At 49.6% G+C, this 14,332-nt stretch carries 14 protein-coding genes, 1 tRNA gene and 1 pseudogene; 9 read left to right on the top strand and 7 right to left on the bottom strand.

What is annotated here, in order from left to right:
• Nucleotides 1-6 precede the first annotated feature (6 nt).
• From B5M13_RS04340 to B5M13_RS04325, 4 genes are all read right to left on the bottom strand, one after another.
• Nucleotides 7-513 (bottom strand): hypothetical protein, encoded by a 507-nt coding sequence (locus B5M13_RS04340; RefSeq protein WP_080054467.1) that lies wholly within the window; start codon nt 511-513, stop codon nt 7-9.
• 12 nt (nt 514-525) lie between these two features.
• Nucleotides 526-1,680: a zinc-dependent alcohol dehydrogenase gene (locus tag B5M13_RS04335; RefSeq protein WP_080054466.1), complete on the bottom strand. Its 1,155-nt coding sequence runs from the start codon at nt 1,678-1,680 to the stop codon at nt 526-528.
• Nucleotides 1,681-1,824: 144 nt separating this feature from the next.
• Nucleotides 1,825-2,592, bottom strand: a complete 768-nt coding sequence (locus tag B5M13_RS04330; protein WP_080054465.1) for a hypothetical protein — start codon at nt 2,590-2,592, stop codon at nt 1,825-1,827.
• A 10-nt stretch (nt 2,593-2,602) separates the two neighbouring features.
• A complete protein-coding gene (locus B5M13_RS04325) occupies nt 2,603-2,956 on the bottom strand; it encodes a hypothetical protein (RefSeq protein WP_080054464.1) in 354 nt (117 codons plus the stop codon).
• A 190-nt stretch (nt 2,957-3,146) separates the two neighbouring features.
• Here B5M13_RS04325 and B5M13_RS04320 point away from each other — a divergent pair, with 190 nt between their 5' ends.
• The 9 genes and pseudogenes from B5M13_RS04320 to B5M13_RS33270 form a co-directional block, all read left to right on the top strand.
• A complete protein-coding gene (locus B5M13_RS04320) occupies nt 3,147-3,428 on the top strand; it encodes a hypothetical protein (protein WP_155297182.1) in 282 nt (93 codons plus the stop codon).
• A gap of 15 nt (nt 3,429-3,443) precedes the next feature.
• A complete protein-coding gene (locus B5M13_RS04315; RefSeq protein WP_080054462.1) occupies nt 3,444-4,307 on the top strand; it encodes a manganese catalase family protein in 864 nt (287 codons plus the stop codon).
• 154 nt (nt 4,308-4,461) lie between these two features.
• Nucleotides 4,462-4,686, top strand: a complete 225-nt coding sequence (locus tag B5M13_RS04310; protein ID WP_179950478.1) for a hypothetical protein — start codon at nt 4,462-4,464, stop codon at nt 4,684-4,686.
• A gap of 437 nt (nt 4,687-5,123) precedes the next feature.
• Nucleotides 5,124-5,669: a carboxymuconolactone decarboxylase family protein gene (locus tag B5M13_RS04305; protein WP_080054461.1), complete on the top strand. Its 546-nt coding sequence runs from the start codon at nt 5,124-5,126 to the stop codon at nt 5,667-5,669.
• A gap of 22 nt (nt 5,670-5,691) precedes the next feature.
• A complete protein-coding gene (locus B5M13_RS04300) occupies nt 5,692-6,594 on the top strand; it encodes a helix-turn-helix domain-containing protein (protein ID WP_080054460.1) in 903 nt (300 codons plus the stop codon).
• Nucleotides 6,595-6,620: 26 nt separating this feature from the next.
• Nucleotides 6,621-7,499, top strand: a complete 879-nt coding sequence (locus B5M13_RS04295) for a helix-turn-helix transcriptional regulator (protein ID WP_080054459.1) — start codon at nt 6,621-6,623, stop codon at nt 7,497-7,499.
• 71 nt (nt 7,500-7,570) lie between these two features.
• A complete protein-coding gene (locus tag B5M13_RS04290; RefSeq protein ID WP_080054458.1) occupies nt 7,571-8,113 on the top strand; it encodes a YceI family protein in 543 nt (180 codons plus the stop codon).
• The gene (locus B5M13_RS04285) at nt 8,110-8,622 is read left to right on the top strand and encodes an SDR family NAD(P)-dependent oxidoreductase (RefSeq protein WP_080054457.1); all 513 of its coding nucleotides are present in this window, start codon (nt 8,110-8,112) and stop codon (nt 8,620-8,622) included. Before B5M13_RS04290 ends, B5M13_RS04285 begins: the two co-directional genes overlap by 4 nt.
• A gap of 32 nt (nt 8,623-8,654) precedes the next feature.
• A pseudogene (locus tag B5M13_RS33270) lies at nt 8,655-8,925 on the top strand (hypothetical protein); the annotation flags it as partial.
• Between the two features lie 159 nt (nt 8,926-9,084).
• Here the strand turns inward: B5M13_RS33270 and B5M13_RS04280 are convergent.
• The 3 genes from B5M13_RS04280 to B5M13_RS04270 all read right to left on the bottom strand — a co-directional run bounded on the left by B5M13_RS04280 (nt 9,085) and on the right by B5M13_RS04270 (nt 14,201).
• Entirely contained in the window at nt 9,085-10,392 is a 1,308-nt protein-coding gene (locus tag B5M13_RS04280; RefSeq protein ID WP_245859767.1) for an amidohydrolase family protein, read from the bottom strand.
• A gap of 590 nt (nt 10,393-10,982) precedes the next feature.
• A tRNA-Val gene (locus B5M13_RS04275) sits at nt 10,983-11,060 on the bottom strand.
• Nucleotides 11,061-11,183: 123 nt separating this feature from the next.
• On the bottom strand, nt 11,184-14,201 hold the full coding sequence (locus B5M13_RS04270; RefSeq protein WP_245859766.1) for an amidohydrolase family protein: 3,018 nt from the start codon (nt 14,199-14,201) through the stop codon (nt 11,184-11,186).
• Nucleotides 14,202-14,332 lie beyond the last annotated feature (131 nt).

Below are 14,332 nucleotides of genomic sequence, written 5' to 3'. Positions count from 1 at the left end.
TATGGATTACGCTCTTCCGGGGCCCTTCGTTCGGGACATAATCGTGAGGATTGTGGTTGTCACCACCGCTCCGATCAGCACATGCTGAAGCAGATTTTTTCGATTGTATTTCCAATCGGCCAGCATCCCCTTTTCGGCAAAAATGTTGGGAACAATCCCTTGTCTGACATCATCGATAAGCCCTTCTACCACGTTGACCCGGTCGGCGAGCAGCAATGGGAGCCAATGCCCATATTCCGATTCGCTGAATCGAAAGGCAAACCGACGAATCTGGCCGCTAAGCCCGGTTGGAGGTACCGACGTCCCAAAAACGGCGCTGACGTTTGGGCGTTCTATTGAGCGAAGCACCTCCGTGTCGATGGGCTGTTGTGTCGGCCGCTGCCAGGAGTAGCCCCGTTGTTCGGCATCGGTGCGATTCTTGATAGGATAGGTCGGATCATTTTTCGGATCGGCATCAATGCCCCAGCCCCGAATATGTGTGTACTTCTGTGCTAATGTTTCGATGGTTTCCATAGTCGTTGTGTGTTAGCTTCGAGCCGAAGGTGGAATAAGAACGGGTTTAATGCAGTTGTCGAGTTTGTTGGCAAAGATGTTATAGGCATCGGCGACATCTTCCAGCGGCACACGGTGGGTAATCAGGGCTTTAGGGGCCAAAATACCATTTTGAATATGGTCGATCAGCCGTGGCAGGAGCCGTTTTACCGACGCCTGATTAGCCCGAATAGTAAGCCCTTTATTAACTACATTACCAATTGGAACCAGGTTGTCAGTAGGTCCATACACGCCCACCACCGAAACGATGCCTCCTTTTTTGACCGAGTTAATGGCCCAGTGAAGCGCTGTTGCCGACCCGGCCTGAAGCAGTAGCTTACGTCCGGTAATGGTTTGCAACGGGCTACCAGCGGCTTCGGCCCCAACGGCGTCAATGCATACATCGGCCCCCATCCAGTCCGTTATTTTTTTGACAAACACCACCGGATCGTCCATCTCGTTAAAGTTATAGGCTTCGCAGGGAGCATAGTTTCGGACAAACTCCAGTCGGTAATCAACCTGATCGATTACGATGACGCGTCCCGCCCCAAACAGCCACGAACAGCGTGCCGCCATGATACCTACCGGCCCAGCACCAAATACAACAACCGTATCGCCGGGTTGAATACCGCCCATCTCGGCTGCCTGGTAGCCTGTTGGTACTACATCTGTCAGCAGCACAGCATCATCGGGGTCCATGCCGGGAGGAATAACCGTAGGCCCGAAATTGGCGTAGGGCACCCGAACAAATTCGGCCTGGCCCCCATCGAACCCACCAGCCGTGTGCGAATACCCAAAGATGCCCCCTACCGCCGTAGCTTCGGTGTTGGATTCGTGGCAGTTACCATACAAACCCTGCTGACAAAAGGAGCATTTGCCACAGGCAATATTGAAGGGCACCAGCACCTGATCGCCTATTTTGAGTTTGTGTACTTCAGGACCTACTTCCTCGACAATGCCGATAAATTCATGCCCGAACGTCGATCCGACGCGTGTATCGGGCACATTACCATTGTACAAATGCAAATCTGACCCACAAATGCAGGAACGGGTCACCCGCACGATGGCATCTTCCGGGTGTTTGATTTCGGGATACGGTTTTGAGTCAATACGGACCCGTCGAGGGCCCCGGTAATTCATGGCTAGCATATGTATATTTTGATGACTACGATTAATTGATCGGGACTGCTTATACCAACTCGTTTGCTGGACGGAGTGCCCCAACGAGACAAAGCGAGTAAGGGAATGGGGCATCCGTCGTTGCCCTGAACCAGAAGCCGGAAAGCGTTCCCGTCAGCCTCTAGGGTCTCGGTTTCCATTGACTGATTCGATCACCAGCCTGGCCAGGCCAATAGAGCCCTGCTTCAAAACCGCCTGACTACCCGGCATTTGAGCCACTACACTAAAGACATGGTTGTTGTAAAGGACATGCAAGGATTTTTTACCGGGTTCCCAAATCGCTTTATCCCCTACCCGGTCTACGGCTTCGCCAGCAGAAGGGCTTTGAACGGGAGCCACCAGAGGGGGCGTCTGCTTGGTTATCCCCTCAATGGGCGAATTCGGGTCCGCACCTCGCGTAGAATCCTGCTGCGACGAGCTTGTTGTACTAGCGGGTGTTTCGGCATTAGTGCCTTCGGGCGCGGGGCCCGACAGAGCCGGTTCGGCCCTAGCCTGCTGGTCGGCTATCTGATTGGCCTTAGGATCGAATAACTTATTGAAATAATATTCGGATTGATAAACCGACTCGAAGGGCTTTTCACTTTCCAGATAAAACCCAATTTTGTTTGGCCCCCACCGAAGTTCACAACTGTTTAACTCGGTGTAACGGGTTAGCTCGACCTCATCGCCCAGATGAAACAGATTGCGCACAAACTCTTCCGGCAAGTAATTGCATCGTTCCTGATAATGGTAGTCTGTACTGAGCAGCCAAACGCCCGTTACGCGCCGGGCCATATAGGCATCGCCCAGACCCGCTGCGCCACCCGTTTCCTGCCCTTCCCGTTCCTGCGTTGAACAGGCCAGTAGACAACCGCTGAGAAAAAGTATCCTGATTGATTGCATAGGTTCCTCTTTATTGTCCTTCCGTGGATTTTGGTTCGTTTTGGATCAGGTCATCATCTCCCTCGTGGTAGGGCGTTCCCGTCGTAACTTGCCCCCCACTGGTCCACAGGCCCCCACCATGTGCACCGTTATTTTTGGTGTTTTCACCACTTGGCCCATCCTCGGTAACCGATCGGTCGGGTGCCTGATCTGGATCATAATTATCGGCATGACTTCCCTCGTAGGGCGTTTCACCAGGGCTGCTACTAACCGGACTCTGGCCCTTTCGCGTTTGGGCCAGCGACTCGTTATTCTTTGTATCGTACTGATCAGATGGGGCCGCATCGTCGGGATGCGGATACCGCTGGAGGGGGGGCTGGTTCATGAGATGATTCGTGTTTAGTAGGGTTTCAACTCATCAGCCCCCACTCCTTTCCTGCTATTTCGAGACTTTAATGAGGTAACGGAACCCACTTTTTGGGCTGGCACCGTTCGCTCACTCCTGGTCTTTTTTTTAAAGCCATTACCCATGTAATGGGCGTTGACAGGATAATACCAACGCAGTTTAGCGACTTATGAAAAAGCCAATCTGGATACTCGTATGGCTTATGATCTGGGCGACAGCCGAGCTAATGGCGCAGGCAGGTGGCAATGCAAGCGGTAGTTCGAAGGGTAGCCGAGCAGCTCAGCAGAGCCGAAAACAGGCGCGCGATATATCAAGTAATGGGTCGCCTGTTTTATCCCGAACCAGTACCTCGCAGGTTTCTTCCGGTAGCCAGGCCAGTGGCCATACGACCGATCAAAAAAAAGGGCATCGGCCAGGTAAACCGGGCTCTAAAGTCAATAAAAACCAATAAACCCCTCTATTTCTTATGTTTTATCACGACAAAAAACTCCAGTACACCGTCAAAGTCGAAAAACCAGACCCTCAGTTCGCTCGTGCCCTTCAACAAGCCATCGGCGGTATTGAAGGCGAAATCCGGGTTTGCCTTCAATATTTGTTTCAGGCCTGGAATTCACGAGGCCCTGTTCGTTATCGGGATATGCTGCTAAACACTGGCACTGAAGAAATTGCTCATATCGAAATGCTGGCTACCGCCGTTTGTCTGAACCTGCAAGGTGCTTCAAGCAGTGTGATCGACACAATTGTTGGCAACGACCCACTTATGGAAAAAATCATCGGTGGAGGAGACCCTCGGCACTTTCTGTCGGGTGGCATGGGGGCGTTGGCTTCTGATGCCAATGGTGTTCCATTCAACGGCTCCTGGGTAGTTAGCTCAGGGAATATGGCGTCCGATATGTTTGCCAACGTAATGGCCGAAGCAACCGGGCGCACGCTGGCCACACGGCTGTATGAACTGACAGACGATGCAGGCATGAAAGACATGCTCTCTTTTCTGATTGCCCGCGATACCATGCACCAGCAGCAATGGCTGGCCGTTCTGGAAGAGTTGGGGCATGGCGATATGCGGGGGGTATTACCTATCCCGAACAGTTTTCCACAGAGCCAGGAGCATCAGGAATTTAGCTATGCTTTTGTAGATACCAACATTGACCCCGACTCCCGATCGGCCGGACAGAACCGACGGTGGACACAAGGCCCATCGATGGATGGCAAGAGTGAGTTCCGGGAAATAAAAGCGCAGCCCCTGGGTGATGAGCCTATGTTAGCCCCTCCTCTGCCGGAAGGCCATGCGCAAACAGAACAGATCGAACAAGCTGGAAAGAAAAGCTAATTTTCAGAAACAGGCTGAGTGAAAAGGCCGTCGCCAGGATAGCCTTTTTCACTCAGCCTGTATTGACTATTCAACCAACGCAACGCCCAGGCCTGGGTTGTGGATTTATGATTGCCATACGGCCCTACTGTGGGAACGACTTAATGGCGTTTGTATGTCAAGACGCCTGGGTACCCTCTCTTCAACGGCCCGACCACCGTTTGCCTTTCGGAGCCTATTATTCTCGGTTATCTCCAACCCAACTATCAGTATGAAAAGTGGGCTTGAACAACAACCCGATGTATATCGAAAAATCATCATTGCCAAAGGGCTAAAGTGGGAAATGCGGGACAAACTTATCGGGCCACTATCAACGAGCGAGTACTTTTTCCAGGTATAGATGGCATTGGTCGATGGCTGATTCTATCATAGCTGAATGCACGCCTGAAGCATAGTCCAGTCCGTTTCGGAGAGTGGTTGCCATGCCTCCAGTGTATTACGTAGTGTAGCTAACATCACCTTCTAAAAATACAGACTTTTGAGTCAATCAAAATAAACACTTGGTTTTAAGCACGTTAGTAAACACGAGTGCTGCTTTTTAGAGAATCGTTCCCGCTCTTTCTGCTTTCTCACAACGCTACTAAATTTAGCCACTCTACGATTCGAGATTGGTAACCAATGAAGGCATTTCAAGTCTGGCTGTTTAGTATAATTAAGAAACACATCAGGCTGGTCGGGCGAAATTGATAACTAGTCGGGTGGAATCGTTATTTCCGGCCTGCCTTTCATCGGCGAATTTTGTCTCGTTAATCAAACAGAAACTAAATCAACCAACGCATGGCACAATTCACTGTCCCGACCCGCGATCAGGTATCGCCCGCAACCCAAACGGCTTTCGATAGCCTGCAAAAAATGGCCGGTTTCGTCCCTAATCTGTTCGCTACGTTCGGCCATTCGGACAATGCACTGCCTCGGTATCTGGCTTTTCAGGGAGCCAAAACGTCGCTTTCCAATAAAGAAAAAGAAGCCGTTAATTTAGTCGTGAGCGAAGTTAACGACTGCCGCTACTGCCAGAGCGCCCACACGGCCATCGGCAAAATGAATGGAATTTCGGAAGAAGAAACGCTGATCATCCGGGCAGGCCACAGTACCAACCCCAAACTGAATGCGCTGGTCGTCCTGGCGAAAGACATTACCGAACACAAAGGGCACGTATCCGACGAAAACCTGAACGCTTTTTATGCCGCCGGGTATGATAAAGGCAATCTGGTCGACCTGATTTTACAAGTGAGCGAAAAAATTGCGGCCAATTACCTGCACAATTTAACTGGTGTCGATATCGACTGGCCGCTGGCTGCCGAACTCGAAGGCACAGTTGCGTAATTTGTCTGGAAATAGCCGTTCTATGCTGTCAATTTATCATGAACCGACTACCGATGGCGTCATCCGGCTCGTTGAACACGAAGCGGGTTTCTACCGTCAATTTTTTGACGAAACCATTCGCGGAAATCAAGTGCCGACCGGTCGCGGACAGCGCCTGCTGACGATCGCCTGGAACACCGGAGCCGACCAGCCCGTCACCATCGACGGGCTGGATTACGTGTTTCCGGCCCAGACGGTGTTACCACTAGTCGTGAATCAGACGTTTCGTTTCGAACGAGCCGAAACTGTCGTAGCCTGGCAGTTTGACCGGGAGTTTTATTGCATCATCGACCACGACAAAGAAGTATCCTGTTCGGGGTTGCTGTTCTACGGTCGCCCCGAACCGATGTTTTTGCGCTTAACGGCTGACGAACAGATCAAACTAGCGGCCCTGCTAGTTGTCTTCAACGACGAGTTTGCTACCTGTGATAACATTCAGGGTGAGATGCTGCGGATGTTGCTCAAACGGCTGATTATCACGCTTACCAGGCTGGTTAAAATGCAATACGTTGACGCATTGCTGCCAGATTCGAGCCGGGAACTGATTCGGCAATACCGAATGCTGGTCGAGCAACATTACCGTCAGCAACATCAAGTAAGTTTTTACGCTGATAAACTGGCCAAATCGCCCAAAACGCTAACCAACGTGTTTGCTCTGAGCGAACAGGAAAGCCCGCTCCAGATTATCCATGAGCGTATCGCTTTAGAAGCCCGGCGGTTGCTGTCGTTCACCGACAAGTCAGCCAAAGAAATTAGTTATGAACTGGGTTTTGAGGAAGTCTCGAACTTCAGCCGTTTTTTCAAAAAGATAGTCGGGCTGCCACCTTCCGAATTCAAGGAAAAGCTTCGTCAGCCGGTCGGCGTGTTGGCTGGTAAGCTAACTTAGTGGAGCTAATAAGTAGTAAAAATTCGATGCACCGCCATTTTCCTGTTTATTCCATCGGGCATTTTATTAATCAGCCGGACAATCCGACGGCGTTTGAAATTACCCATTTTGAACGCATGGCCGAACCCGACGTAGAAGACCTGCATCGTCACACATTCTACGAAATCATCTGGGTCGATGCGGGAAATAGCCAGCAGACTATTGACTATCAGACGTATGAACTTCAGCCCCAATCGCTATTTTTTATTTCGCCGGGGCAGTTGCATGAGTTTGAGGAATGGGAAGCGCTACGGGGCGGCAGTATTTTGTTTACCGAAGCGTTTTTTCTGCTCAACCAGCAGAATAAAGACACGCTGTTTGCGCTAAGTTTTCTGGATAATTTCTACGCCAACCCACTGCTACAACCCAGCCCAACCGACTTTCGGTACATTCGCCAGACGATTGAGTTACTGAGCCGCGAACATCAGCGCCCCGACCACGCGGCAGCTATCACCCAACCGCTACTACAAGTGCTAGTAGCTCAAATTCAGCGGTGCATCAACCAGCAACAGCCGCCCATATCCCGTCGATATGTTATTCAATACAAGCAATTAAAGCAATTGCTCGATGAGCAGTTTAGCCAGAATCTTCCAGTCAGCTACTACGCATCGGCGCTCAATATGACTCCGCATCATCTGAACTTAATTTGCCAGGAAGTGACCGGCCAGACGGCGGGCAACGTCATTCGGGAACGAAGCCTACTTGAAGCCAAGCGATTACTGACATTCACCGACCAGACCATAACGGAAATAGCCGCCCACCTTAATTTTATGGACCCGTCTTACTTCGCCCGCATTTTTCGGGCGGCTACGGGTCAGTCACCGGCCTTGTTTCGGCAAACGATGTCCGAATTGTACCGGGTATAGTCGGTTCTGTTCTACCCCTCCCAGTAACGGGTCAAATACCTTTGTGTCGTTATTTTCACCGACTTACTTCAATGACACAAGAACTGACCAAGTGGGCCTTTGAACCCACACACTGCAAGATTGGCTTCGCCGTTACACACTTTGGCATTACCGAAACCGAAGGACATTTTAACAAATTTGACGGAACGGTGGTAGTTGGTACTGACGATTTTTCGGATGCTCAGGTAACCGTTCACGTCGATGTGAGCAGCATAGATACCCTCGACAAACAGCGCGATGCCCACCTGCGTTCAGCCGATTTTTTTCACGCCGAGCAGCACCCAATCATGACCTTTGCGAGCACCGACATACGTACCGTTGCTACGAATACGTACAAAATGGATGGGAACCTGACCTTAGCGGGTATCACCAAACCGATTGAACTGGACGTAGTGTTTCGGGGCATTGTTCCGAAAGACCCGTTTGGCAATACCAAAGCGGGATTCAAAGCAACGGGAACGATCAACCGCAAGGATTGGGGTATAGTCTGGAACACGGTTATGGATTTTGGCGGACTGGCCGTGGGTGAAAACGTCCACATCAGCTGTCAGATTGAATTACAGAAACAGGTATGAGTCAGCCAAATGCTACCATCTGGTTTATCACGGGCATTTCTAGTGGGTTGGGGAAAGCCCTCGCCGAAGCGGTCATGCAGCATGGCGATTTTGTAGTCGGTACGTTTCGCCTGGCGGAGCAAGTCGCCGATTTTAACGTCAAACAGGTGAATCAAGGATTTGCTCTGCTGGTGGACATTGCCCAGCCCGACCAAATTCGACAGGCCGTTCAGACGTTTACCGAGCGCTTTGGAAAAATTGACGTGCTGGTTAATAATGCCGGATATGGCTTCGCAGGGGCCGTTGAAGAAGCTTCCGAATTAGAAATTCGCGCCGTTTTTAACGTGAATTTCTTTGGTACGCTGGCCGTTACACAGGCCTTTCTACCCATGTTCCGCCAGCAGAATAACGGGCATATCATCCAGATTTCGTCGCAGGCCGGCGTCAAAGCGATGGCAGGCTTTGGCGTCTATAACGCCAGTAAATTTGCGCTCGAAGGCATGAGCGAAGCTTTGCTGGACAGAATTTGAAGCTAAATTTATTCATTAAAAGCCAGCAAGTTCACGTGTCATGTTCTGCCCAGCATCGGTGTTTCCAACGACACGGCATTAGCCGCTTACCACTGGCTGACCAAAAGCAGACCTCGCAAAAGAAGTTTAAAAACTACCCCATTGGCTATTTGCACATTGATTTTGCCGAAGTGCATGCCCAACAGGGAAAGTCATATTTGTTTGAGGCCATTGAGCAACGTTTAGTCAAGCTGGCTCATCCTTGGACTAATAAGCCGCCGGGCGGAAGAACACATGAACCGCACGATTAAAGAAGCCACCGTGTACCGCTGAGTTGGGTCAACACTTGCACACGCCAAACGATTAAAGAACGAGGGTTAACGTCGTATGAATTTGGCTGTACCCAGTGGCAAGCCCATCTGACTATCTTTACTCGCAATCCAACCCATCACACTTTGGGATTATACACCTGGGTACTGGACACTATTTTTTTGTTTTACGATAGACTAACTTGCCGGCATGAAAAACCGCTTCCACATCGAATAGAGCCTTCTCAAACCTAGTTTCTAAATCCCCACTAAAGACCACCAAGTTCGCTTTCATCCCCTTTTTGATCGTACCGATGCTGTCTGACCGTTTAAGTGCTTTGGCTGCATTATAAGTAGCGAAACTAAGTAGCTCAGCCACCGGTAAGCCCGCTTCTCGGTAGGCTAAGAGCACATCCACTGAACTCGGACCCCACTTCAGACCTTTGACATCATTGTAAAAATCGGAACCCGAGACAATCATCACCCCCTTCTTTACGGCTCTTCGCAAGCGGTCATGGAAAGCGTCTAAACTACTTAAGGCTACTTCCGCTGTCTTACCCCTCATACCCAGACCAGCCACCAATATTTTACCTCTGCGTCGCGAAACATCAGTAGGCACCAAATATACATTTCGGGCGGCCATTAGCTCTAATGTACTGTCTGACATACTATAGCCATGTTCGATACCATCAACCCCTCCTAAAACAGCGTTTCGGATGGGTTCATCATGCGTCGCATGAGCCGTAACCGGAATGTTTTTAGCGTGAGCGGTCTCGACAATAGCTCTGATTTCGTCCACCGAAAGAAGCTTATCATACGTATTTGCACAAATTTTGATCACGTCAACACCGTGTTGAATATGGGTCAACACCGCTGCTCTTGCTTCATCAACACCCTTAATTTCGGTATATTCCTGACCGATTAAAACGCTATCTGCGGGAGCGAGTTTACCGAACTGTCCCCCTGGAGGGCTTATTATAGGCCCTGAAGCATACATATCGGGGCCAAGTTTGGCATCGGTACCCAATAGTTTTTTTAACCGAATATCCAGATACCTGCCCGAATTGCCGACATCGCGTACGGTGGTGATTCCAGCGTTCAGATCCTGTTTGGCAAAGCCAAGCCCTCGTTTAACTCGCTCTTCTGCGGGTGGCCTTGCGCCATCTTCAAACCCAGTCTGCGTCTGTTTCTGATAGAAAAGCAGATGCGTATGCATATCGATCAGCCCAGGTGTTACCGTATGCTGACTCAGATTAATAAGTGTTGTTCCTTTTGGCCGTGTCAGCCGTTTACCCACGGAGCTGATAAAACCATTTTCGATGAGTATTTCTTGGTTGTTAATGAACTGGCGTTTTTCGCTATCATACAGCTTACCTACCCGCACTAAGATGGGTTTTGATGATTTACCTTGAGCGTTAGCGACTATGCCTGTCCACGCTATCATCAGAATTGCCCTGAGAAACTTTGTTGTGACTGATGCCATTTAAATCTGTTGGGTAAGTAAACGTTATGGTAAAGGATAAAATTTAGAGTTAAATACTGTATCAGCAAACGCCCCATTTACGAACAGGCCAATCCTCTTTTTCTCAGGTAGAAGCATTATATGAGATCAGGAAATGAATGGCATCAAACCGATAGATTAGAAAACTGCCACCCCAAGCCCGTTCGACACAGTTTATGTCTTTGTCTTATTGACCTGTTCTGTAAACGATCGGACTATATTTTGATAAATACTGGTTGAAGCAATGACTTTTGTCTTTCGGTAAGTGCAACCCCTTACGAATAATATTCGTAAGCCTGCTGGGGAGTTTTCATCGCTTGGCTTATTTCACCCAGACGATCGATCATCTAGATTAGTATCATCGGGATACAAAGAAAGGGCCCACTCCAGGGTAGCCTGATCATCGCTCAGCTTTTGCGAATAGAATAGATTATAGGCAATATGAGTTATATGCTGTAGAGTGAGCAAGAGCATCCCAACTTTATTCGACTATTGCAACTTTGGGTCTTGATCCGCGTTGTACCCAGAATAAAAAAGCACTTAACAGTATCTGCTAAGTGCTTGATTTTCAGTGGTGGGAGTTGACGGGTTCGAACCGCCGACCCTCTGCTTGTAAGGCAGATGCTCTGAACCAGCTGAGCTAAACTCCCTTTGTTTCCCGTCGTTTGGGAGTGCAAATATAGCAGCCTGTTTCGTCTTTTTGCAAGTAAATTCTGAGAAAAATTTGAAAAATTGTACAGATTTTTCTCAGGTCAGGGCCAATAAACTGACAATCAATGGGGTTTCAACAGGCTATCAATTGAAAAAAGTTCGCCATTTTTAATTACATGCTCCACATTGAGGGCATCCTGAACCGTTTGGAGTGGGTCTCCCTTTACGATGACCAAATCGGCTATCTTACCCAGCTCTATAGATCCCAGGTCTTTACTAACGCCTACCGTCTCAGCTGCCCAGAGGGTTGCAGACCGCAAAGCTTCATAGGGTGTTAGGCCAGCATCGACGAACGATTGCAACTCGGTATGCAAGCTTAGACCATATGGCACAAAAGGACTATCGGTACCCGTCGTAACATGGGCGCCTGCCGCAATCAATTTTTTGACGCCTTGCTGTAAGTTGCCGAAGTTGGTTAAATAACCCGGATTAATTTTGGTAATCTGAGCAGCTCCGGCCTGAAGCGAATTTCGAAAGTCTTCGCTGAAGAACGTTTTGTATTGTAGGTTCTCATTAAGCGCTGGATTTTTTGAACTCATCACGAAAAAACCACCCTGCAGCGAAGCCGTCGGCGTAATGTTCATCCCTGATTTCGCCAGTAGCTCAATAACATCCTGATAGCTTTGGTTCATGGCCGTAATCTTTGGCGAATACCCACGCCGACTGGTTCCACCTATATGCTCAACTGCATCTACATCATAGCGCATGGCCGGGAAAATTTCATGTGATGATACCGGCAATCCATGCGCATGCGCAAAGGCCGTGATACGCTGCTGCATGGCATCGGGCATACGAACATACGTTTTGATCAGATCATAGCCGAGCCGAACGGCACGGTTCAGTTCACGGTCAAGCTGCTCGTCGGAATTAATGCTTGTGGCGGCTCCGTAATAAATCCGGGTTCCATCGGTCAGTCCTCCCGTAAAAAACTGCCTTGGCCCCGGACGAACTCCACTAGCCCACGATTCTTTCCGTTCAAGGGCATCATATGGGTCGGCACCGGGTTCGCGAATCGAAGTAATGCCATACGATAACCACAACCGCCCCAAACGCTCGCCCGTCATGGCGTGCTGGTGCGTATGCATCTCAAATAAGCCGGGAATGACTGTTTTGTCGGAGGCATCAATCAACTTTCCCGAACGACCCGCCTGGTGCGGCAGAATGGCTTTAATCCGATGCCCCTCAATCAGTATATCTACGTTCTGTCGGTACGTGTTGGAACGACCATCAAACAGACGTCCGGCGTGAACAACCGTCTGACCAGTAGGCTGGTTTAGTTGCCAGGTCAATTCCATTGGAATGGTTTCGATATGGCCGTCAGCCAGTGACACTTCTTTCAACACCTCAGTAGCCAGAAATAACAGATGTTTCGAATCGCCTGTCCAGGTTGGAGCCTCAGCCTGCTCCGTCGTTAACCGGCGCGGTTGGCCAGTAGGCGTTCCATCGGGCAAAACCGCCGTTACCCAGAGCAAGCCATCCAGAATATAAGCCATTTGTGTTCCATCGGGCGACCAAACGGGACCGTTTTTACTGCGTGTCCCCAGGCTATGGTTAGGTGCAGGTGATACATACCGATCATTTTTACCATCGAACGAAATCAACAGTACTTCACTAACGCCTTCCCGATACCGCGACGAATAGGGATGCAAGGCTGATACCGCAATCGTTTTTCCATCGGGCGACCAACTTGCCTGACTAGGCACAAAGACCGACTCGTGAACTTTCTGCGTTTTGGGCGTATTAACATCAGCCGTATAGGTGACGTCGGCCGTATACAGTGTACTGCGCCCCCAGGCGTTACGTGGATCACTTTGGTAGAAAGCGATTTTGCTACCATCGGGCGACCAGGTTGGAAAGTGAAGATCTTCAGCCATATCGACGAGGCATTTTTCCTGGCCCGTTTTCAAGTCGTGAATCCAGATATCCATTGTTCCATTTCGATCCGATACATACGTTAGTTTGGTACCATCGGGCGACCAGGCCGGGTCCACTTCCATAGACGAGCCACTGGTCAATGGTTTAGGTTTTTTATCGCCTTTAGTAAGAAGCCATATGTCGCCCAGGGCGGCAAAGGCAATCTGTTTACCATTGGGCGAAATTGCTGGCCCTTTGATCCCCAGTACCGGATGGGGGCCTTTCGTATCGAAGTCATACGTTTTTCGTTTGTAGGTGTTGCGAGGTAGGGAGATAATGGCTTGAAACGGAATAGTCTGTGTCGTTTTACTCCCGATTTTACACCGTTTTAGGAGGCCATCAGCCGTGTACAGATACTCATCGGTCGAAAACCAGGCTAATCGAAAGGGAAACACATCTTCAGCCGGTTCGGTCAGAATCGTTGCCGAACCCGACTGTGAACTGACAGCCGCTAAACCACTCTGCGATTTATTGAGCAGGTTATAGTAAAGCGCTAATCCATCGGGTTGCCAGGATGGACTGGCCAGCTTGTCGTTGGAAGCAGAAATTAGTTTTTCGGTTCGTCCGGGTGTTAGTGTGTACACGCCGGGTGCATCGGTCCGGTCGGAGATAAAGGCAATCTGTTTTCCGTCGGGAGCGAAAGCGGGATTGAAGTCGTTGGCGGTATTGGTCGTGAGCTGAGTGAGTTTTCCATCGGCTAAGGTTAGCTGCCAAATGTCGTAATTGCCTCCCCGATCCGATGAGAACACAATTGCTTTGCCATCGGGCGACCAATGTGGCTCGCGGTCGTCGGATAATCCGCTGGTTAGTTGACGAGGGTTTCCGCCAGTCTTCGACACCGTCCAGATATGATAGCGGCCATCCCAAAAGGCATGAAAAGCAATCTGACTCCCATCCGGCGACCAACTCGGTTGCCGACAGTCGCCAAGTGCGTCGGTAATGGGTTTGGCGATACCACCTGTAGCCGGTAGTAACCAGAGTGTACCCTGTAAATCGATAACGATTGTTTTCTTGTCGGGCGACAGATCGGCAGCCATATTGGTTCCTTCTGTAACCGTAACCCGGATCGAATCGGCTACCAATTCAGCCTTTACAAACGTGGTTTCGAACAATGCCCAGACAAGTACCAACAAGCAGACCTGGTAAAGCAAGCGTAGTTTAGTCATGATGCGTGCGTAGACCTTTAAGAGTCAATATAATACCTCATCTGCTAAATTAACTGTATTGACAAATAATTTCGAATAATATTCTACATAAAAGCGATATTGTAAAATAATTTATAGGTAATCTTTATTTT

Origin of the sequence: Spirosoma aerolatum, assembly GCF_002056795.1 — a bacterium.
Lineage (GTDB): Bacteria > Bacteroidota > Bacteroidia > Cytophagales > Spirosomataceae > Spirosoma > Spirosoma aerolatum.
This window is presented reverse-complemented; position numbering and strand designations above follow the sequence as displayed.

Coding starts and splice junctions, on each gene's coding strand:
- B5M13_RS04320 (WP_155297182.1), top strand. CDS start 3,147: ATGAAAAAGCCAATCTGGATACTCGTATGGCTTATGATCTGGGCGACA.
- B5M13_RS04315 (WP_080054462.1), top strand. CDS start 3,444: ATGTTTTATCACGACAAAAAACTCCAGTACACCGTCAAAGTCGAAAAA.
- B5M13_RS04335 (WP_080054466.1), bottom strand. CDS start 1,680: ATGCTAGCCATGAATTACCGGGGCCCTCGACGGGTCCGTATTGACTCA.
- B5M13_RS04310 (WP_179950478.1), top strand. CDS start 4,462: ATGTCAAGACGCCTGGGTACCCTCTCTTCAACGGCCCGACCACCGTTT.
- B5M13_RS04305 (WP_080054461.1), top strand. CDS start 5,124: ATGGCACAATTCACTGTCCCGACCCGCGATCAGGTATCGCCCGCAACC.
- B5M13_RS04295 (WP_080054459.1), top strand. CDS start 6,621: ATGCACCGCCATTTTCCTGTTTATTCCATCGGGCATTTTATTAATCAG.
- B5M13_RS04330 (WP_080054465.1), bottom strand. CDS start 2,592: ATGCAATCAATCAGGATACTTTTTCTCAGCGGTTGTCTACTGGCCTGT.
- B5M13_RS04325 (WP_080054464.1), bottom strand. CDS start 2,956: ATGAACCAGCCCCCCCTCCAGCGGTATCCGCATCCCGACGATGCGGCC.
- B5M13_RS04270 (WP_245859766.1), bottom strand. CDS start 14,201: ATGACTAAACTACGCTTGCTTTACCAGGTCTGCTTGTTGGTACTTGTC.
- B5M13_RS04300 (WP_080054460.1), top strand. CDS start 5,692: ATGCTGTCAATTTATCATGAACCGACTACCGATGGCGTCATCCGGCTC.
- B5M13_RS04280 (WP_245859767.1), bottom strand. CDS start 10,392: ATGGCATCAGTCACAACAAAGTTTCTCAGGGCAATTCTGATGATAGCG.
- B5M13_RS04340 (WP_080054467.1), bottom strand. CDS start 513: ATGGAAACCATCGAAACATTAGCACAGAAGTACACACATATTCGGGGC.
- B5M13_RS04285 (WP_080054457.1), top strand. CDS start 8,110: ATGAGTCAGCCAAATGCTACCATCTGGTTTATCACGGGCATTTCTAGT.
- B5M13_RS04290 (WP_080054458.1), top strand. CDS start 7,571: ATGACACAAGAACTGACCAAGTGGGCCTTTGAACCCACACACTGCAAG.